This window comes from Mycobacterium sp. (genome assembly GCF_049647605.1).
Taxonomy (GTDB): Bacteria; Actinomycetota; Actinomycetes; order Mycobacteriales; family Mycobacteriaceae; genus Mycobacterium.
In genome coordinates this window covers 14,811-34,821 of record NZ_JBARXZ010000113.1, presented here as the reverse complement: position 1 = coordinate 34,821, position 20,011 = coordinate 14,811, and the positions used below count along the sequence as shown (strand labels likewise).

Genomic DNA, 20,011 nt, shown 5'->3' with positions numbered 1-20,011 from the left:
GCCGACGACGGTGACCGCGCCGCCGCCGGAGCCGTTGCCGGGACCGCTGCCGGGCGAGCCGCCGGTGCCGGGTCCCCCTGGGATGCCCGGTGACCCGAACGCACCGTTGCCGCCTCCCCCGTGACGGGTCAGGGGGGAGTGTCGCCACAGCGGCTGGCTGCGGACACCCGCAGTGCCGATGACCGTGACCTGCCGAGCCGCAACGATGTGATGGTGTCGGCGCTGTCCGATGTGGTGGGTGGGCCCGTCGGACGGCATGCGCTGATCGGCAGACAGCGTTTCTTCACCCCACTGCGGGTGATCTTTGTGATCGCGCTGGTGTTCCTGTCGTTGGGTTGGGCCACCAAATCCCCGTGCCTGCAGACCGTCGGTACCGGTACTGCCGATCAGCGGGTGGCCAACTGGGAGAACCAGCGCGCGTACTACGAGCTCTGCTATTCGGACACGGTGCCGCTCTATACGGCCGAACTGCTGGCCGACGGCAAGTTCCCGTACAAGTCCAGCTGGCTGGAGCTCGACGAGAACGGGCAACCCCGAACGCAGTACGACGGCACCCAGGCGGTGCGGTACATGGAGTATCCGGTGATCACCGGTGTGTACCAGTACGTTTCGATGGCGCTGGCCAAGACCTACTCGGCGCTGACGCGGGCGGTGTCGTGGCCGGTGCTCTCCGGTGTCGCCGAGGTGGTGATGTTCTTCAACATCGCCGCGTTCGGGTTGGCGTTGGCCTGGTTGACGACGGTGTGGGCCACCGCCATGTTGGCGGGCCGCCGGATCTGGGATGCGGCCCTGGTGGCCGCGTCACCGCTGCTGATCTTTCAGATCTTCACCAACTTCGACGCGTTGGCAACAGCTTTTGCGATGGGCGGGATGCTGGCCTGGGCGCGCCGAAGACCGGTGCTGGCCGGTGTCCTGATCGGCCTCGGACTTGCCGCCAAGCTGTATCCGGTGCTGTTGTTGTTCCCGATCCTGTTGTTGGCCTTACGCTCTGGCCGGCTGGCCGAGGCGGGCAAGTCGATCGCCGCCGCGGTGGCGGCCTGGCTGGTGGTCAACCTGCCGATCATGGTGTTGTTCCCGCAGGGGTGGGCGGAGTTCTTCCGGCTCAACAGCCGCCGCGGCCAGGACATGGATTCGTTGTACAACGTGGTGGGCAGTTTCACCGGCTGGCGAGGTTTTGACACCGATCTCGGTTTCTGGGAGCCGCCGGTGATTCTCAACAGCGTGGTGGCGGTGCTGTTCGCCGCGTGTTGCGCCGGTATCGCCTATGTGGCGTTGACGGCTCCGCGTCGGCCCCGGCTGGCGCAGTTGGCGTTTCTGGTGGTGGCGGCGTTCCTGCTGACCAACAAGGTGTGGAGCCCGCAGTTTTCGTTGTGGCTGGTGCCGCTGGCGGTGCTGGCGTTGCCGCACCGTCGGATCCTGTTGGCCTGGATGACGGTTGACGCTCTGGTGTGGGTGCCGCGCATGTTGTTCCTGTTCGGTGAGCAGAACCGGGGGCTTTCCGAGCAGTGGTTGACGTCGGTGGTGCTGGTGCGTGATCTTGCCGTTGTCGGTTTGTGCGTTCTGGTGCTGCGCCAGATCTATCGGCCCGACACCGACTTGGTGCGCCTGGATCACCGGGTCGACGACCCGGCGGGTGGGGTGTTCGACGGGGCGCCGGATCACCAGCCCGCGTGGTTGCCGTCGTGGTTGCGACCGCGACCGGTCGGACCCGGCGCCGTTGGTCCTGACGCACTGACGTCACGACCCGAGGTCGCCTCGAACGCGCGCGCCGATTGACGGCACTCCCTCTTTGTCACACCTGAATTGGTTGCGGCAGTTGATAATCGGAGGGTCTAGGTCGTCGTGGAGAACTGCCGGATCAGATTGTGGATTCGCGTTCCCGCAAGACGCCGTGTAACTCGGTGCGCTTCACCGGTTCTGTGCCCTGGCCATCGGCGATGAGTTCCAGCAGCCGTTGGCTTGCCTGTCGGCCGAGTTCCCACGTCGGCTCGGCGACGGCAGTCAGTGGTGGGTTGGCGACCCGATACCAGTTCGGATCTTCCATCCCCACGATTCCCACGTCCGCGGGCGCGCTGACACCGCGGTCCTTGAGGGCGCCGAGCACACCGGCCATGAAGGTGTTGCTGGTGACAGCGATACCGACGCGGCTGTCGCGTGCTTGGCTCACCGACGCGACCTGCGCTCCGACTTGGTAGCCCCATTCTTCGGTGAACGGTCCGTGGCACAGATGCAGGTTGACGTTCGGGTACGCGGCACGGACCTTGCCTGCTCCTTCGCTGCGTAACCGTGCGCTACTGAACTCCTGTGGGCCCAGAACAACAAAAATCTCCTCGTACCCACGGCGCGCCAGATAGGACGTGATGAGGGCTGAGTCGCCCCTATCGGCGTTGCAGAAGGCGTTCCGTGGCCCGCCATCGCTTTCTCGGATGATCTCGACGACTGGGGTGGACAACGTGGCAAATGCGTCGTCGACGCCATTCGGCGTGCACGGAGCGTGGATGATGCCGTCGACCATCTGGCTCTGGAATGCGTGCAGATAGTTTCGGTCGAGGTCCGGCTGATTGAGCGATTGCCCGATGATGAGCCCATAATCTCGCCGGTGAAGCTCGAGCTGGATGCTGGATGCCAGCACGGCGAACACTTCTGATGTCAGATCGGGAACCAGGAGACCGATCATGCGGGTGCTGGTTTGCCGCAGGGCTCGCGCCTGTTGGTTGCGGATGTATCCCAGACTTTCCGCCGCCCGTAGCACCCGGTCGCGGGTTTCTTCCTTCACCGTCGGCGACCCGTTGAGTGAACGCGAGACGGTGGCCGGCGAGAGGCCCAACTGTTGGGCGATGGAGTAAATGGTGGGGGGCTTCACGGCTTGGCCTGTGGTTCGGGAGATGTAGTTACCTGATCACTCTGAAGCGCTGGTTGCGCAGGTGAGAAAGAACGACACATGGCAGATTATCAGTCAACTTCTCCTGCATGAGGTGCGCCACCGTGCCTCATGCAGGAGACGTTGAGACCGAGCGTCTGACCGTGGGGTGATGCTGCTAACCGTAGAGGAATCCCTGCCAGGCCTTGATCAGTTCACTGCCGTGTTCTGCGTAGTACGCGGCGTCGGGACGGAACTGCACCTTCATCGCTTCTTCGCTGGTGGGCAGTGTCTTCAATACTGATGGCGACAGACCTTCCAGTGAACCCACGTTGGTTCCCGAGTAGGGGATCTGCGTGAGGAACGCCTGCTGTTGCGGCACCTCGGTCGCGAATCGCAGGAACTCCTTTGCCGCTTCGGCGTTCGGGGCCCCCTTGGGGATCGCGGCCCAGTCGACGACAAGCGCACCTTCGTTGAAGGTGAAATCGATCGGCATGCTCGCCCTGGCGGCGAGTTCGACCCGTCCGTTGGGAAGGAGCGCCAGATTCGTTTGCCCGCCGGTGACGAGCTGAAGGCCTTGGGCGTTGGAATCGTAGACGATCATGTCATCGCGGAGTTCCTCGAGTTTCTTCAGTGCGCGGTCGATGTCGAGCGGATAAAGATCCTTCACCGCGACGCCGTCGGCGAGCAACGCGAACTCGAAAAGCTGGGCATCCGGGCCCCATGACGGCACCGCACGCTTCCCCGGATACTTCTCGAGATCCCAGAAATCACTCCATGATTCCGGTGTCGAGTCACCGATGTTGGCGGTATTCCAGGCCAGCACATTTGAGGAAAAGTTCAGGCCGATACCGTAGTCGGTGACAGTATCGACGACGAAGCTCTCCGGATCCACCACACCGTCGACGCTCTCGAAGAGGTCGTTTGCGGTGCCCTGGGCCAGATCGGTGGTCGAAAGGACCATGACGTCCCATTGCACGTTGCCGGTGCTCACCTGAGATTGCAGGGTGGCAATGCTGGTCTCGGCTTCGACGATGCCGATGCCGGTCTCGGCGGTGAAGGGTTCGTAGTAGGCGGCGCGCTGCGCATCGGAGAAGGTCCCGCCGTAACCGGCGACCACGATGGAGTTGGGCTGCCCGCCGTTGCCTTTCGAACCGGTTCCCTCTGTCGGTGCCGACGAGCAGCCGGCCAGCGCGAGAATCGCCACTGACGAAACCGCAACGAGCTTATACGCTTTCACGCTTTTCCTTTCGTTGGTTCAGCTCGCCGAGTGTCGAGCTGGGATGGGTATCTGGGTGTGGTCTGAGCCGGTCAGGTACTCCTCAGCGATGAAGCCGGCGTTCCAGGAGCACCCGGAGCAGGGCCAGGGCGAGCACCACGGCGGTCAGTACCGCCGCCACCGCCGCAATGGTCGGATCGACGTTGAACTTGATGCCGCTGAACATCACGACCGGAAGCGTTCGGCTCTCGGTTCCCGCGATCAGCATCGTGACCGCGAGCTCGTCCCAACTGGCGATGAAGGCAAAAAAGCCACCAGCGACGATCCCCGGCATGATTCCGGGGAGGGTCACGTCCCAGAGTGATCGAACCGGGTTCGCGCCGAGTCCTTGCGCGGCCTGTTCGAGACGGAAATCAAACTTCGTGAAGCTCGCGATCACGTTGACGAACACATACGGAATGCCGAGCAGGGTGTGGGCGAGTATGACCGCGAACATGTTTCCGACGACCTGCATGCGCGAGTAGAGGTCGAACAACGCGAGCCCGAGCACAATTGCCGGAAGCACCAGAGGGAGACCGATGACGGCACTCATCGCCGCGAACGCCCGGCCTCGGGTCTGCGCGAGTCCGATTCCCGCAGCGGTCCCGATGACGATGGACAACAGTGCGGAGATGGTGCCGATGATCGCGCTGCGAGTGGTTGCTTCCATCCATGTCCGGTTCGCGAGGTAGCTCTCGAACCATTGCAGCGAGAATCCGCTCGGCGGGAACGAGAGATCGGGGGCGGAGTTGAACGCCATGCCGAACACGAGCACGGTTGGGGCGAACAGGAAGATCAGCACCGCGATGGCGAGTGCGATCAGGAGTGCGCGCCCGAGTTTGAACACCGTCATTGCGAAGATTCCGTTCCGATCAGTCGACGCGCCCGCTGTAGCGCAGTGACGATGACCCAGACGATCAGTGCCAATGCGATGAGGCTCAGCGCGAGAGCGCTTGCCTGATTGAGCTGCAGCAGTCGTTGGATCTGTACGTCGATCAGCTGAGCGAGCAGCATGGTCTGTCCGCCTCCCAGCATCGCCGGCGTGGTGAAGAAGCCGAGGGAGAGCACAAAGCACAGCGCGCCCCCGGCATAGACGCCGGGCAGGCTGAGAGGGAGATAGACCCGCCAAAAGGTGGTCCACGGGTTTGCGCCCAGTGATTCTGATGCTCGTGCCAACCGGGGATCGATCGATCGGAACACTGCGATCATCGGAATGATGGTGAACGGGAGCATGACGTGGACCATGCCGATGATCACACCTGTCTCGTTGTACACCAACGCAACTGGAGCGCTGATGATGCCGAGTCCTTTGAGTGCCGAGTTGATGATTCCGCGGTCTTCGAGGAGTGCGATCCACACGAAGGCGCGCACCAGCACGCTGGTCATCAGGGGGATGATCACCAGTGCTTCGAGGAGCCGCCCGATCCGCCCGAGGTGGCAGATCACGTATGCCACCGTGTAGCCCCGAACGACACAGAATGCCGTGGTGATGGTGGCGACGCGCAGCGTATCGAAGATGACGTTTCGGAACACCGGCTCGGTGACCAGCGCGGTGAAATTCTCGACGGAGAACGCGTCGGTGTCGGCACTGGTGAATGCGCGGGAGGCCACCAGACCCATGGGATACACCAGCAGGGCCGCATAGAACACCAAGAGTGGAATGAGGCCGAGGTGGCGGCGGTCGAGACGTTGTGGAAGCGAGGGGTCCCCGGCTGCGACCCTACCCAGGTTTGCGCTGCTCATCTCAGTCCGCCAACGCGACGAGTGCATCGCCGGCGACGTTCACCGAGATCCGGTCCCCGCGTGAGAACTGGGTGATCTCGGGGCCGGCCTGGCGTCGCGCCACCACCCGCTCACCGGAGGGCAGCAGCACTTCATAGCGCACGGTGCTTCCGCAGTAGGTGACGTTTTCGACGATCCCCGCGCCGGCGTCATCGGCCTCGAGGAAGAACATCTCGGGACGCACGCTCGCTTGGGTGCTTCCCCGTAGCTGGGCTGTGGGGTCCGAACCCACTGTGCGAATGGCGGACTCGGCGAGACGCCCGTTCGTGACGTCTAGAACGTTGGCCTCGCCGATGAAGTCGGCAACAAACGCATTCGCCGGTCTTTCATAGATTTCCGATGGTGTGCCGAGCTGCTGCATCCGCCCCTCCGCCATGATGAGGACCCGGTCGGAGAGACTCAATGCCTCCTCTTGGTCATGTGTGACCGAAACAACGCTCACCCCGAGGGTGCGGTGGATCTTGGCGATCTCGTTCTGCATGGTTTGTCGGAGCTTGCGGTCGAGTGCTCCGAGGGGTTCGTCCATGAGCAGTAGTCCGGGGGCGAACACGGTGGCCCGGGCCAGCGCCACGCGCTGTTGCTGTCCGCCGGAAAGCTGATTCGGTCGTTTGCGCCGATGTTGCTGCAGCTGAACGAGTTCGAGGGACGCGTCGACCAACCGCTTGCGGTCGGCTTTGGGGATCTTCCGTATTTTGAGGGGGTAGGCGATGTTGTCCTCGATGCTCATGTTCGGGAAGAGCGCGTAGCTCTGGAAGACCATGCCGATATTGCGCTTGTAGGCGGGCAGGCGGTCAACCGCTGTCCCGTTCAGCCGGATGGTTCCTGCGGTGGGGGTCTCGAACCCGGCGAGCATCATCAGTGCGGTGGTCTTGCCCGAGCCGCTTGGGCCGAGGATGGTGACGAACTCGCCGGGTTCGATCACCAAGTCGAGATCTTCTACAGCCCAACCAGTTCCGTCGTAGCTCTTCTTGAGGCCCTCGATCTCGACCTTGGCGCCGTGCTCCAGCGGGTCCGCGGACGTGAGGAGACCGGAGAGTGTGAGTTCGTCGGTCATGACCGGTCCTCGGGGGTGCTCTCACCCCGCCTGTAGAGGTTCTTGCTGAAGATGACGTTGTTCGCCGAGATGGGGAGATCCCGGATGCCGACGATCCCCAGACTGTAGAGCGGCGAGGACGGGACCAGGGGGACCTCGACCGGGGCATCGAGGGCGATCGACTCGTAGGCAGAAAGCGCGAGCGACACGGTGGCGCGAGCCTCATCCAGAGTTGCGACGCCAGTCGGGATTCCAGTTTCGACATACCGAGCAAACGAGGTGATCGATCCGCCGTAGTACCAGGTCAACGGAAGTCGTTGCCACTCGATCGGCACGGTGGTTCCAGCGTCGTCCCGGGTGTGCACGATACGAATCTCATCGGCGACGTTGTGTTGCGCGGCATGACCGTTGGCGTGGTGAATCTGCATGGTGCCGCCCGTGCCGTCGACCAAGGTGTATCCGCTGGTTCCCACGCCCCACATCAGGGTGAGGGTGGCGGTGCGTCCATCGGTGCCCTCGATGTGGACGAACACGGTGTCCTCGACGTCGGCGTCCTCGCGGATACGCCGCTTGTCGGCGCGGGCGGTGACGGTCTTGGGCACAAAATCGTCGCCCAGTAGATGCAGCGAGAGATACAGCAGATGGATCCCGTAATCCATCAGTATGCCGCCGCCGGCGAACCTTGCCGTCGCCCGCCATCCGATGTCGCCGGGCATCACGCCGGGGGCGTAGATGGAGTTCGCGCCCATCGATACCGACTCGACTCGACCGATCGCGCCCGCGCGCGCCTGCCGGATGAGTTCGGCATGGGAAGGGAAGTGCATGTAGTTGTGGTGCACTCCCGCGCGGATGCCGGAACGTTCGACCAGGCCGATCATTTCGTCCACTTCTGCAATCGACATGGCGATCGGTTTGTCGCAGACCACAGATACCTTCGACGCCGCAGCGAGCTGGAAGATCGGAAGGTGGGTTGCGTGCGGGGTGGACACGTCGACATAGTCGACCTCTGCGGTGGTGATGAGTTCTTCGTAAGAAGCAAACTGCTGGCTGTCACTGAGGCCGAGCCGTTCGGCCACGGCCGCGCGCGCTGCGGGGTCAGGATCGGCGATCGCGACCACCTCGACGTTGTCCTCGGCCAGATAGCCGGGGAGTTTCAGTTCCTGGGTGGCGAAGCCCAGGCCGACGAGTGCTGCGCGGACAGTCATTGTGATGCTCCTTTGAGGGTGGATGCGGCTGTGCGCAGTGATTCGAGTGCCGGGCGGTGGAAGGTTTCGATTTCGATGCTGAGCCAAGGGGCCTGATCCGAACTGAGGAGGGCAGCAACGACAGCGTCGAAGTCGAGGACCCCGTCACCTGGTGTTCGGAAGGTGGCCTGGGCGGCGCGGGCGCCGGCGGTGCGTGGATCGATGCGTGGATCGGGTCGCAGATCCTTCACGTGCGCGTGTGCGATGGCTGGGCTCCACCGAGTGATCGCCGGAGCGATGTCGGTGCCGTGCAGGGCCAGGTGGGCGGTGTCGAGGCAGAGACCGATAGCAGCTTCGTTCTCTGCGGTGAGGAGGAAAGCATCGACCTGCTCGGGTGTGTTGATCATGGTGCCGAGGTGGTGGTGTACGGCCAATCCGATGCCGAGTTCAGCTGCCCGCGCACCGATCTGACCCAGGAGGTCGAAGTACCGTGGCAGGTCGATCATGCCCACCCTGGGCGGCATGATCGGGATCACCCGGCTGCCGAACTCCGCTGAGAGGTCGAGGAGTGCGAGGTGGGCGTCTCGCGATGCGTCATCGACGAGGTAGCCGAGCATCAGTGAGCTCACCGTCAGGTCGCGATCCTGGAGCTGGCGCTGGAATTCTGCGACGCGGGTGGGGGCTGCGCCGAGCCACCGCACGTGGTGTCCTTGCAGCTCGATACCGTCGAGCCCTGCGGCGTGAATGTCATCGAGCGCAGCAACAAGTGTGCCCTCCGGGTAGATCACGGTGGTCGCGGACAGGCGCATCACTTTGTACAATCGATTTCATTGAGCATCCGGCAATTGTTGATTCTCGCAGGATGCTTGTCAAGCATTCCTCTCGTGAAAGCAGCGCCATGCTCGAGACCTAGGTGTTCATAAGGGAAGACGTTCGGGTGGTGACTGACACCGCCGCCCGTTGCGTCACTGTCCAAAATGAAATCGATTGCGTACAGTTTCATTGCAACAGGCATCGAAGGCGCCCTGTGCGCTGGTCATCTGCCCTGAGGGTCGCGGGTTTCTCCAAGGTCCACCCAACGACAAGGACCACCCAACGACTAGGCCCACCCAATGAAAGGAACGAACATGACGGCGGGATCGACGGTGAAAACCATGAGGTCTGAGGCAACAGCGTTCTTGCACGCGTTGTCGCCCGCGCAACATGCAAAGGCCCTCACGTCGGCGTCGGCGCGATGCACGCAGGGCTGGTTCTTCACTCCGGCCGAGCGCGACGGGCTGGCGCTCGCAGACATGGATCCCACTTGTCAGCAACTGGCACTTCGCCTTCTCCGGAGCGGCCTGAGTGAGGCGGGCTATGCACTGGCGACCTACATCATGGGCCTCGAGAACTATCTCGCCTACGAGGAAGGCTGGATGGAACTCTATCCCGGGCGGCCGGGTCATGGCCGCAGCCGTGACCCGCTGCTCTACTACGTCAAGATCTACGGCGATCCGACTGCTTCAGAGTGGGGCTGGCAGTTCGCCGGCCACCATCTTGTGGTGCATGCGTTTGTCGAGCACGATCGCGTGGTCTCTGCCACCCCACATTTCATCGGCGTGAATCCCGCTCTTGCGCCCCGGCTCGGACGGAATCGTTACCAACCGCTGCGCGGTGAGGAAGAGATCGCCATCGAGATCTTGGCTACCCTCACCGAGGAACAACGGGCGCTTGCGGTGTTCGACTCCATCTCGCCGGTCGATATCTTGCAGGGCAATCGCCCGTTGGTGGACGATCACGCGCTGCCCGAGCCGGCTGCGGATCTGTACCCCACCACCGCCGCTCGCGCTGAAGTGCTGGAATTCCTGGAACAGCTCAAGATCTCGGGGACTGCGGCGACCACCCGCACCCACTCCGCGGACCTCGTCGAGTTCAGCCGGCGTGAACGGTCGACGCGGGGTGTCGCTGTGGCTGCGCTCTCGGCCGCCGGCCGCAAGCTGGTCGCTGAGCTGCTGGACCACTACATTCTCAGATTTCCCAAGGACATTCACCGCGACGTCTTCGGCTGGCAGTCGGGCGATCCGCTTCCCGACGATCTGCGGTTTGCCTGGGCCGGATCCACGCAGGACGGCGTCGGGCGCTACTACTGCTTCGACTCGGCGGCCATCTCCATCGAGTTCGACAACACGCAGAATGCCGCCAATCACATCCACAGTGCACTGCGCAGCCGCCGTACCGACTTCGCGACGGATGTCCTTCGCGCCCATTATTTTTCAGAGCACACAGATTCGACGGAGAACCAGTAAGAGATGAGCCCCACACCCTTGCTTCGCCTCGTGAACTTCGGTGGCGTTGTCTCAGATCTCGAAGCAGCACGCAGCTTCTTCTCCGAGACCATCGGTTCTCGCGTGATCGGAAACGGCAGAGTCGATGGAACCTCCTACCTTCAGGTGGAGATCGGTGAGGTTGCGGTGAACCTCTTCGTCCAGCCGATCTTCACCGACGAGGAACTGGCGGGCGGTTGGTCTCATGTGAGTTTGCAGACCGACGATCTGGAACGTTTCCTCGACAACCCCGACTGGCAGCGAGGACTGATCGGCAATCCGCAAGTGATCACCACACTCTCCGACACGAGGCGAATAGCGTTCTTCGAACCTCTGCCGGGGCTTCGTGTCGAGCTGATGGAGATCACGCGACTACTTCCGCCCGCCTCGGAGGTCCCCGGCGCGAGCACGATCTACGAGGCAAGCGGTAGGCGGGGGGAGACGCGTGGACTGCTGCACCGAGCCGGGGCCAACGGCCTGCTGGGTCCGGCGCTCACTGCGCGATGCCAGCCGGGAGACAACCTGGCCGTGCACCGAGCCGTCGCGCAGGCGAGGCCCGGTGACGTCCTGATGGTCGCCGGATCAGATGTCGCTGTCGGCTACGTGGGTGATGTCCTGGTCAATGCGGCTATTCGTCGCGGTATCGCGGGAATCGTCGTCGATGGCGGCGTGCGGGACATCGACGAGCTCATCGAACTCGACTTACCGGTGTGGTCGACGCGAGTCGCTATCACCGCCGCCGCCAAAGTGACCCCCGGCGAGGTGGGGGCGACGGTCACTTTCGCAGGAGCGCAGGTGACCAACGGCGACATCGTCCGTGCCGACAGTGATGGTGCTGTCAGCGTTCCCGCGGCCGCCTGGCCGCAAGTGTTGGAAGCTGCGCGCGAGCGGGATGCCTTCGAGGCCGGGATCATCGACCGGCTCGACCGCGGTGAGACGACCCTGCAGATCCTCGGGCTTGCGGAGTAGCCCAAGGCCGCTACGGGATGCGGGTGGTCGGCATGGGTGCGACGGATGTTTCCGGACGAGCATCGGGCGGCCGACCCGCTTGGTTGCCGCCATGGCTTCGGCGGCAGTCGGTTAGAGTCAGCTCTGCCGGTCAACCGATCGGCTCCGATGGGCAAGAAGGAAGCCGGTGCAAATCCGGCGCGGTCCCGCCACGGTAACTGGAGTCGCCGATTCCAGGAGTCCGACACTGCTCCCGTCGAATGGCCTGCTCTGGGACGAGGACATCCCGGTTGGAGACTCGCATGTCGTTGCGTACCTCTGTTGTTGTGTTCACTGCTGCCGTGTTGCTCGCAGGGTGCGGTTCCGAATCGGTGCAGTCCACCGAGACGTCCACCGCCGCGGCCGGTTTCCCGGTGACAATGGACAACTGCGGTGAGACCGTCACTGTCGATCAGCCGCCGACCCGCGCGATCGGCTACTACCAGCAGTCCACCGAGATGCTGCTGGCCCTCGGACTCGAGGACTCGATGGTCGGTACGGTCTATCCCGACAATGCGCCGCTGCCGCAATATGCCGAGGCCTATCAGGCGATCCCGGAGATCTCCGACAAGGACGCCTCGTTCGAGCAGCTGGTCGCTGTGGATCCGGACTTCGTATACGGCGGTTACAAGAGCACGTTCGACGAAGCTCAGGGACGGTCCCGGAAGGCCTTTGCCGATGCCGGGATCACCACATATCTGAACCCGGAGTATTGCGCGACCTCGCCGATCACCATGGACGACGTTTACGCCGAGGTGGAGCGGATCGCGACGATTTTTGGGGTGCCGGACCGTGCTGATGCTCTGACAGAGCAAATGCGCGACAGTGTCGCCGAGGCCAGCGCCCAGGTCGACGGTGTCACTCCGCTGAAGGCGTTCGTCTATGACAGCGGCGAGGACACCGCTTTCACCGCGGGCGGCCAGGGGATCGGCAATGAGATCTTTGAACTTGCCGGGGCCACAAACGTATTCGCCGACGTCAAAGACACCTTCGTGGATGTCTCCTGGGAGCAGGTGCTGGAGCGCAATCCCGATGTCGTTGTCATCTACGACTACTTCGGTACACCGTCGGTGGAGGAGAAGAAGGCCTTCTTGCGCAGCCGTCCCGAGCTGGCTGATGTTCCCGCGATTCGCAACGACAAGTTTGCGGTCCTGACCCTGCAGGACGCGGTGCTCGGGGTGCGGGCGCCGTATGCGGTCGGTGAGCTTGCCGCCCAGCTGCATCCGGACCGATTCCAGTGAACCGCGACGCCCCGATTCCGGCGTGAGCGCACCGGCCCGCGCACCGTACTCGGTGGTGATCGCCGGGCTGCTGTTGTTGTTGCTGGCCAGCATGACGGCGGGCTTGGCCATCGGTTCGATCACGGTTCCTCCCATTGATGTCGCCAAAACCGTTGGTCATCAGCTCTTTCCCACGTTGATCGAGGCCGCCTCACAGCGGCACTACGAGACCGTGGTGGTGCAGGTGCGTGGCCCCAGGGTGCTGCTCGGGGCCATCGTCGGCGCCGGCTTGGGGGTCGTCGGGATGACTCTGCAGGCACTGGTGCGGAATCCGCTGGCGGATCCGTTCCTGCTCGGAGTGTCCTCCGGCGCCTCGGTAGGTGCGGTGGCGGTGATCCTCACCGGGGTCACCATTTTCGGCTTCGCCTCGACGTCGGTGGCGGCGTTCTTCGGATCGTTGGGCGCACTCGCGTTGGTCTACCTGCTGTCTCGTGCCGGTGGTCAGATCACCACCACCCGGTTGGTTCTGGCCGGGGTTGCGGTGGCCTACGTGTTGTCCGCAGTGACCAGCCTGATGCTCATCATGGCTCGCACCGGCGACCAGGCGCGGCAGGTGCTGACCTGGCTGCTGGGCGGATTGGGCGGTGCGAGTTGGGATTCGTTGTGGCTGCCGCTGTCGATGGTGGGTGTCGGCCTGGTGGTGCTGCTGGCGCAGTCCCGCACCTTGAATGTCCTGCTCGCCGGGGATGAGGCGGCAACCACGATGGGTGTTGACGTCAACAGTTTCCGGGCCCAGATGTTTGTGCTGACCTCGTTGGTCACCGGGGTGTTGGTCGCCGTCAGCGGCCCCATCGGGTTTGTCGGTCTGATTCTGCCGCACGCGGTGCGGCTGCTGGTCGGCAGCGACCACCGGCGCGCGCTGCCGGCGACGGCGTTGGCGGGTGCGTCGTTCCTGATCGTCGCCGACATGGTGGCTCGCACTTTGGCGGCCCCGCAGGAGATTCCGGTTGGGGTGCTGACGGCGTTGTGCGGTGGCCCCTTCTTCCTGTGGCTGATCCGCCGGGACGCGCGACGGGCGACAACATGAATCCGGCACTGCTGCAGGCGGAGACGGTGTCGGTGCGTCTCGGCGGCAGGGTGGTCGTCGACTCGGTGTCGCTGACTGCGCACCCCGGCCAGGTGGTGGGTGTGGTGGGACCCAACGGCAGTGGCAAGTCGACGTTGCTGCGCGCGCTGGTGCGGATCGTGGCCCCGGAGTCGGGGCGGGTGTTGCTCGACGGTGTGGACATCGCGGGGGTGCCGATCCGGGAGCTGGCGCGAAGTGTGGCAACGGTGTTGCAGGACAGCGCGGGCGACTTCGATCTGCGTGCCAATGACGTGGTGTCGATGGGTCGTGCCCCGTTCAAGAGGGTGTTCGCCCGTGACGACGCCGACGACGAGGGGATCGTCGAACGCTGCCTGGAATTGGTGGGTGCGCAGCATCTGCGATGGCAGCCGTTTGCGCTGATGTCCGGGGGAGAGCGGCAGCGGGTGCTGATCGCGCGGGCGCTGGCGCAGCAGCCGCGGCTGCTGGTGCTCGACGAGCCGACCAACCATCTCGACATCCGGCATCAGTTCGACGCACTGGCCTTGCCGCGCCAGTTGGGGGTCACCGCGGTGATTGCGCTGCACGATCTCAATCTGGCCGCGCACTACTGCGATGCGCTCTATGTACTGCACGGCGGTCGGCCGGTGTGTGCGGGTCCGCCGGATCAGGTGTTGACCCCGGAGTTGCTGGCCGAGGTCTATGGCGTGGTCGCCACCGTTGCGACCCACCCGCGCACCGGCCGGCCACAGGTGAGTTTTGATCCGGGCGGCACCGTCTCCAGCTGCGACGATTTCAGTTCACCAGGCAGTTTCCTGTAACCTGGCCCGGTTGCCGACGCAGGCGACCCTCCTGCCACGGACACGCCGTGGCCGCAACGACCATAGGAGGTGATGGGTTTCTAATGCGTCCATACGAAATCATGGTCATCCTTGACCCCACTCTTGACGAGCGCACTGTAGCCCCGTCCCTGGAGACGTTCCTGAACGTCATCCGGAAAGACGGTGGATCTGTCGACAAGGTCGACATCTGGGGCCGGCGCCGGCTCGCCTACGAAATCGCCAAGCATGCCGAGGGCATCTACGCCATCGTCGATGTGAAGGCAGAGCCCGCCACGGTGGCCGAACTGGACCGTCAGCTCAGCCTGAACGAGTCCGTGCTGCGCACCAAGGTGATGCGGACCGACAAGCACTGAGCCAAACGATCGTGCTCGTCGGAGCGCTCTCGTAGGCTCGCCAGCGACCGCGTTTTGCGAACATCGATCCGGCTTGGATCCAAGGGACCTGGAGGACACCAGTGGCTGGTGACACCGTTATCACCGTTATCGGAAACCTGACTGCCGACCCGGAACTGCGGTTCACACCGTCCGGTGCTGCTGTCGCGAACTTCACCGTGGCGTCCACGCCGCGGCAGTTCGACCGTCAGACCAATGAGTGGAAGGACGGCGAAGCGCTGTTCCTCCGCTGCAACATCTGGCGGGAGGCGGCGGAGAACGTCGCCGAGAGCCTGACCCGCGGTTCGCGGGTCATCGTCTCCGGACGGCTCAAGCAGCGGTCGTTCGAGACCCGCGAAGGTGAGAAGCGCACCGTCGTGGAGCTCGAGGTCGATGAGATCGGTCCCTCGCTGCGCTACGCCACGGCCAAGGTCAACAAGGCCAGCCGCAGTGGCGGCGGCGGTGGCGGCGGCTTCGGTGGTGGCGGTGGCGGCGGTAACTCCCGTCCCGCAGCGGCGGCGGCTTCGGCCCCGGCCGACGACCCGTGGGGCAGTGCCCCGGCTTCGGGTTCGTTCGGCGGCGGCGACGACGAGCCACCCTTCTGAGTCTGACCTTTTGATTACGCGGCTTGTCGCCGCGAGGCATGTGAAAGAGAACTGAAATGGCTAAGTCCAGCAACAAGAGGCGGCCGGCGCCTGAGAAGCCGGTCAAAACCCGCAAGTGTGTGTTCTGCTCCAAGAAGGGCGGGGCGAACATCGATTACAAGGACACCAACCTGCTGCGCACCTACATCAGCGAGCGTGGCAAGATCCGCGCCCGCCGGGTGACCGGCAACTGTGTTCAGCACCAGCGCGACGTTGCCGTCGCCGTGAAGAACGCACGCGAAGTCGCGTTGCTGCCCTTCGGATCGTCGACGCGGTAAGGAGAGCTGACCATGAAACTCATTCTCACCGCTGAGGTGGACCACCTGGGTTCTGCCGGCGACACCGTTGAGGTCAAGGACGGCTACGGCCGTAACTTCCTGCTGCCGCGCGGGCTGGCCATCGTGGCCAGCCGGGGCGCCCAGCGTCAGGCCGACGACATCCGTCGTGCACGTGACATCAAGGCGGTTCGCGACCTCGATCACGCCAAGGAGCTCAAGACCGCGCTCGACGGCCTGGGCTCCGTGCCGCTCACGGTCAAGACCGCGGGCGACTCCGGCAAGCTGTTCGGCTCCGTCTCGCAGTCCGATGTTGTGGCTGCCATCAAGAACGCCGGTGGCCCGAGCTTGGAGAAGCGGACCGTGCACCTGCCGAAGGCGCACATCAAGTCGATCGGCGCCCACGCCGTCGAGGTGCAGCTGCACCATGACGTCACGGCGACCGTTTCGCTGGATGTCACTGCCTCGAATTAACTGACGCATCAGCACGCCCCGGTGGCAGCCAGTCAGGCAGCTGCCGGGGCGTTGCTGTTTTTCTGTGGCGAACTGTTCCGCGCGACGCGGCACCAGCGAACCTAACCTGCTGTTAACGCACCGCACAAGCAAAAGCAATACAACACGCCCGAACTCGCAACCCGACCCGACACGCCGAGCAGATTTCCATCCACAGCGAGAATCTGCTTCAGATATGGGTTCATCTGCGGTTACCTCGGTAAATGGGGTATTGATCCACAAGTTCTCCCCAGGCGCCTAACATCGCTGTCCCCAGCTATGCACACCCCATCCACAGGGCTGTCAACAGGTCGCGTTGGACGGCGCTCCAGCAACCGTCTACCGTCGTGCGGGCGCGACGCGGCGCCGGGCGGTCCGGGGTATTTGTCAGAGGCCTTGTTTATCATCCGGGCCTATGGAGTCGAACGTGAGTTCGAGAGTTTTTGGGAGGGGGCGGGGGAGCGGCATGGCCGTTGTAGACGACCTCGGGCATCCGGATAATGATGCGCCGCCACCCAATGAGGACTTCGGCCGGCAGCCACCGCAGGACATGGCCGCGGAGCAGTCGGTGCTCGGCGGCATGCTGCTGAGCAAGGACGCCATCGCCGACGTGTTGGAGCGGCTACGTCCCGGTGATTTCTACCGCCCGGCTCACCAGAACGTCTATGACGCGATCCTGGACCTCTACGGCCGCGGGGAACCTGCTGACGCCGTCACCGTGGCCGCCGAGCTCGACCGTCGCGGTCTGCTCAAGCGCATCGGCGGTGCGCCGTACATGCACACGTTGATTTCCACGGTGCCGACGGCGGCCAACGCCGCCTTCTACGCCGACATCGTGGCTGAGAAGTCCCTGCTGCGCCGTTTGGTCGAGGCCGGCACTCGGGTGGTGCAGTACGGCTATGCCGGTGCTGAGGGCGCCGATGTGGCTGAGATCGTCGACCGGGCCCAGGCTGAGATCTATGACGTCGTGGAGCGGCGGTCCTCCGAGGACTTCGTGGCCCTCGAGCATCTGCTGCAGCCGACCATGGACGAGATCGACGCCATTGCCTCCAACGGCGGCATCGCCCGCGGGGTGCCGACAGGTTTCACCGAGCTCGACGAGGTCACCAACGGTCTGCATGCCGGGCAGATGATCATCGTGGCGGCCCGCCCCGGTGTGGGTAAGGCGCTGGCCCTCGATACGCCCCTGGCCACGCCCACGGGCTGGACCACCATGGGTGAGGTCAAGGTCGGCGATCAGCTGTTGGGTCCCGATGGGGTGCCGACGTGTGTGGTCGCGGCGACCGAGATCATGCTGGGCCGGCCGTGCTATGAGGTCGAGTTCTCCGATGGCACCGTGATAGTGGCCGATGAGCAGCACCAGTGGCCGACGGTGCGCGGCATCCAGACCACCGCGATGCTGCACAGCGACACCATCGTGGCGGCTCCGGAGCCATCTGGTGGCGGAGCCGCTGTGCTGGCACCCGCCCGCACCGCGGTCGCTGTTACGCGGGTCCGACGGATACCCAGTGTGGCGGTGCGTTGTGTGCAGGTCGACAACCAGGAGCACGTGTACCTCGCCGGTACCGGACAGATCCCGACTCACAACTCCACGTTGGGTCTGGACTTCATGCGGTCCTGCTCGATCAAGCACCGGATGGCCAGCGTCATCTTCTCGCTGGAAATGAGCAAGAGCGAGATCGTGATGCGTCTGCTGTCGGCGGAGGCCAAGATCAAGCTCGGCGATATGCGCTCCGGCCGGATGACCGATGACGATTGGACCCGGCTGGCCCGGCGGATGAGTGAGATCTCCGAGGCGCCGCTGTACATCGATGACTCGCCGAACCTCACCATGATGGAGATCCGCGCCAAAGCCCGTCGGCTGCATCAGAAGTCGGATCTTCGGCTGATTGTCGTGGACTATCTGCAGCTGATGAGCTCAGGCAAGAAGGTCGACTCGCGTCAGCAGGAGGTTTCGGAGTTCTCTCGTAACCTGAAGCTGATGGCCAAGGAACTCGAGGTTCCGGTGATCGCGATCAGCCAGCTCAACCGTGGTCCTGAACAGCGAACCGACAAGCGCCCTATGGTGTCTGACCTTCGTGAGTCGGGATGCATGACGGCCGGTACCCGGATTCTGCGTGCCGACACCGGCGCCGAGGTCACTTTCGGCGAGTTGATGGCCACCGGTGAGCGGCCGCTGGTGTGGTCGCTCGACGAGCGTAAACACCTGGTTGCCCGGCCCATGACCAATGTGTTCCCCAGCGGTCGCAAAGAAGTTTTCACGTTGCGGATGGCTTCCGGGCGTGAGGTGGAGGCGACGGCGAACCATCCCTTCATGGCCCTGAACGGCTGGGTACCGTTGGGCGAGTTGACTGTCGGTGATCGGTTGGCGGTCCCGCGCCGAGTTCCCGAGCCGGTGCACACGCAGGCGATGGCAGACGCTGAGGTCATCATGTTGGCGCATATGATCGGCGACGGGGCCGGCGTCAAGCTCCAGCCCACTCGTTACTCCAGCACTGATGAGGCCAACCTGGTTGCTGTCAGCGAGGCCGCCACGCACTTCGGCGTGACGGCCGTCCGCGACGACTACGCCGCTGCCCGGGTGGCCACCGTGCAGATGCCGGCGCCCGACCGGTTGACTCACGGCAAGCGCAACCCGATTGCCGCCTGGCTGGACCAGCTCGGCATGTTGGGTAAGCGCAGCGACGAGAAGTTCGTTCCGGCCGAGGTTTTTGCCCTGCCCAACAATCAGGTGGTGTTGTTCCTGCGGCATCTATGGGCGACGGATGGGTCGGTGCGCTGGGACGCCAAGACGCGCCAGGGGCGCATCTACTATGCGTCCACCAGTCGCCAGTTGATCGATGATGTTGCGCAGTTGCTCTTGCGCTGTGGTGTTTTCGCGACAATCAAGAAGGCCGCGAAGGTCGGCTACCGGGATTGCTGGCAGCTGCATGTTTTTGGCGGTGCCAACCAGAAGCGGTTCATCACGCACATCGGCGTGCACGGTTCTCGCGGAGCCTCGGCGCTAGAGGTGCTGTCCCACATCGAAACCGAAGTACGGAACCCGAACTCCGACACCGTTCCGAGCGAAGTGTGGGACACGGTGGGCGAGGAATTGATTGCCAATCAGGTGGCGCATCGCTCCGTCGCCGCGGCCATGGACACCAAGTTCTGCGGTTCAGCCATGGGGAAGCGCACGCCCAGTCGTTCGCGCCTGCATCGCGCGGCTGCGCCACTGGAAAATCATGTCTTGCATGACCTGGCGGCCAATGATGTCTACTGGGATGAGATCGTCGAGATCACCAGCATCGGTGAGCAAGACGTCTTTGACGGCACCGTTCCGGGTACCAGTAATTTTGTGGCGCAGGGGATTTCGGCTCACAACTCGCTCGAGCAGGACGCCGATATGGTCATCCTGCTGCATCGGCCGGATGCCTTCGAGCGCGACGATCCTCGCGGCGGTGAAGCCGACCTGATCCTCGGCAAGCACCGTAACGGTCCGACCAAGACCATCACTGTTGCGCACCAGCTGCATTTCTCGCGGTTCGCCAATATGGCGCACGGGGGATAGGCGTGCTCACGGATCGTGGCGGAATCTCACGAGTGATGGCGGAGCCGCCAGGTTCGTGAGACAAGGAAACGAGATTGCGGAACCTGGAGCGATGCCGGACCGGTAGGCGGTTCCTGGCAGTGCCAC

At 63.8% G+C, this 20,011-nt stretch carries 18 protein-coding genes and 1 riboswitch; of the genes, 11 read left to right on the top strand and 7 right to left on the bottom strand.

Annotated elements, in window-relative coordinates; all coding sequences use genetic code 11:
- Window positions 1–120 precede the first annotated feature (120 nt).
- Window positions 121–1,776, top strand: coding sequence for a glycosyltransferase family 87 protein (locus WBB07_RS14675; protein WP_526308879.1), 1,656 nt, complete (start codon window positions 121–123; stop codon window positions 1,774–1,776).
- Between the two features lie 82 nt (window positions 1,777–1,858).
- On the opposite strand, the gene WBB07_RS14670 is transcribed toward WBB07_RS14675, so the two are convergent.
- The 7 genes from WBB07_RS14670 to WBB07_RS14640 all read right to left on the bottom strand — a co-directional run bounded on the left by WBB07_RS14670 (window position 1,859) and on the right by WBB07_RS14640 (window position 8,926).
- Window positions 1,859–2,863, bottom strand: coding sequence for a LacI family DNA-binding transcriptional regulator (locus WBB07_RS14670; protein ID WP_526308877.1), 1,005 nt, complete (start codon window positions 2,861–2,863; stop codon window positions 1,859–1,861).
- A gap of 175 nt (window positions 2,864–3,038) precedes the next feature.
- The gene (locus tag WBB07_RS14665) at window positions 3,039–4,100 is read right to left on the bottom strand and encodes an ABC transporter substrate-binding protein (RefSeq protein ID WP_526308875.1); all 1,062 of its coding nucleotides are present in this window, start codon (window positions 4,098–4,100) and stop codon (window positions 3,039–3,041) included.
- An 82-nt stretch (window positions 4,101–4,182) separates the two neighbouring features.
- Window positions 4,183–4,920 carry an ABC transporter permease gene (locus tag WBB07_RS14660; protein ID WP_526308873.1) on the bottom strand — a complete coding sequence of 246 codons (738 nt, stop codon included), beginning with the start codon at window positions 4,918–4,920 and terminating at the stop codon, window positions 4,183–4,185.
- Window positions 4,921–4,967: 47 nt separating this feature from the next.
- Window positions 4,968–5,861, bottom strand: a complete 894-nt coding sequence (locus WBB07_RS14655; protein ID WP_526308871.1) for an ABC transporter permease — start codon at window positions 5,859–5,861, stop codon at window positions 4,968–4,970.
- Between the two features lies 1 nt (window position 5,862).
- Window positions 5,863–6,954 carry an ABC transporter ATP-binding protein gene (locus WBB07_RS14650; RefSeq protein ID WP_526308869.1) on the bottom strand — a complete coding sequence of 364 codons (1,092 nt, stop codon included), beginning with the start codon at window positions 6,952–6,954 and terminating at the stop codon, window positions 5,863–5,865.
- The gene (locus WBB07_RS14645; protein ID WP_526308867.1) at window positions 6,951–8,138 is read right to left on the bottom strand and encodes a Gfo/Idh/MocA family protein; all 1,188 of its coding nucleotides are present in this window, start codon (window positions 8,136–8,138) and stop codon (window positions 6,951–6,953) included. Before WBB07_RS14645 ends, WBB07_RS14650 begins: the two co-directional genes overlap by 4 nt.
- Window positions 8,135–8,926, bottom strand: a complete 792-nt coding sequence (locus WBB07_RS14640; RefSeq protein ID WP_526308865.1) for a sugar phosphate isomerase/epimerase family protein — start codon at window positions 8,924–8,926, stop codon at window positions 8,135–8,137. Before WBB07_RS14640 ends, WBB07_RS14645 begins: the two co-directional genes overlap by 4 nt.
- A gap of 318 nt (window positions 8,927–9,244) precedes the next feature.
- On the opposite strand from WBB07_RS14640, the gene WBB07_RS14635 reads away from it, so the two are divergent.
- From WBB07_RS14635 to WBB07_RS14590, 10 genes are all read left to right on the top strand, one after another.
- Complete coding sequence (locus tag WBB07_RS14635) at window positions 9,245–10,402, top strand: DUF3500 domain-containing protein (RefSeq protein WP_526308863.1); 1,158 nt, start codon at window positions 9,245–9,247, stop codon at window positions 10,400–10,402.
- Window positions 10,403–10,405: 3 nt separating this feature from the next.
- A complete protein-coding gene (locus WBB07_RS14630; RefSeq protein WP_526308861.1) occupies window positions 10,406–11,389 on the top strand; it encodes an RraA family protein in 984 nt (327 codons plus the stop codon).
- Window positions 11,390–11,506: 117 nt separating this feature from the next.
- Window positions 11,507–11,640, top strand: a riboswitch (cobalamin riboswitch).
- Window positions 11,641–11,670: 30 nt separating this feature from the next.
- On the top strand, window positions 11,671–12,648 hold the full coding sequence (locus WBB07_RS14625; RefSeq protein ID WP_526308859.1) for an ABC transporter substrate-binding protein: 978 nt from the start codon (window positions 11,671–11,673) through the stop codon (window positions 12,646–12,648).
- 22 nt (window positions 12,649–12,670) lie between these two features.
- Complete coding sequence (locus tag WBB07_RS14620) at window positions 12,671–13,714, top strand: FecCD family ABC transporter permease (RefSeq protein WP_526308857.1); 1,044 nt, start codon at window positions 12,671–12,673, stop codon at window positions 13,712–13,714.
- Window positions 13,711–14,532 carry an ABC transporter ATP-binding protein gene (locus WBB07_RS14615; RefSeq protein WP_526308855.1) on the top strand — a complete coding sequence of 274 codons (822 nt, stop codon included), beginning with the start codon at window positions 13,711–13,713 and terminating at the stop codon, window positions 14,530–14,532. The genes WBB07_RS14620 and WBB07_RS14615 overlap by 4 nt, the downstream gene beginning before the upstream one ends.
- An 83-nt stretch (window positions 14,533–14,615) precedes the next feature.
- On the top strand, window positions 14,616–14,906 hold the full coding sequence (gene rpsF / locus WBB07_RS14610) for a 30S ribosomal protein S6 (protein WP_526308853.1): 291 nt from the start codon (window positions 14,616–14,618) through the stop codon (window positions 14,904–14,906).
- A gap of 101 nt (window positions 14,907–15,007) precedes the next feature.
- The gene (ssb, locus tag WBB07_RS14605; RefSeq protein WP_526308851.1) at window positions 15,008–15,529 is read left to right on the top strand and encodes a single-stranded DNA-binding protein; all 522 of its coding nucleotides are present in this window, start codon (window positions 15,008–15,010) and stop codon (window positions 15,527–15,529) included.
- Between the two features lie 56 nt (window positions 15,530–15,585).
- Entirely contained in the window at window positions 15,586–15,846 is a 261-nt protein-coding gene (gene rpsR / locus WBB07_RS14600; protein ID WP_526308849.1) for a 30S ribosomal protein S18, read from the top strand.
- Between the two features lie 12 nt (window positions 15,847–15,858).
- A complete protein-coding gene (rplI, locus tag WBB07_RS14595; protein ID WP_526308847.1) occupies window positions 15,859–16,317 on the top strand; it encodes a 50S ribosomal protein L9 in 459 nt (152 codons plus the stop codon).
- A 484-nt stretch (window positions 16,318–16,801) separates the two neighbouring features.
- Window positions 16,802–19,885, top strand: coding sequence for a replicative DNA helicase (locus WBB07_RS14590; protein ID WP_526308845.1), 3,084 nt, complete (start codon window positions 16,802–16,804; stop codon window positions 19,883–19,885).
- Window positions 19,886–20,011 lie beyond the last annotated feature (126 nt).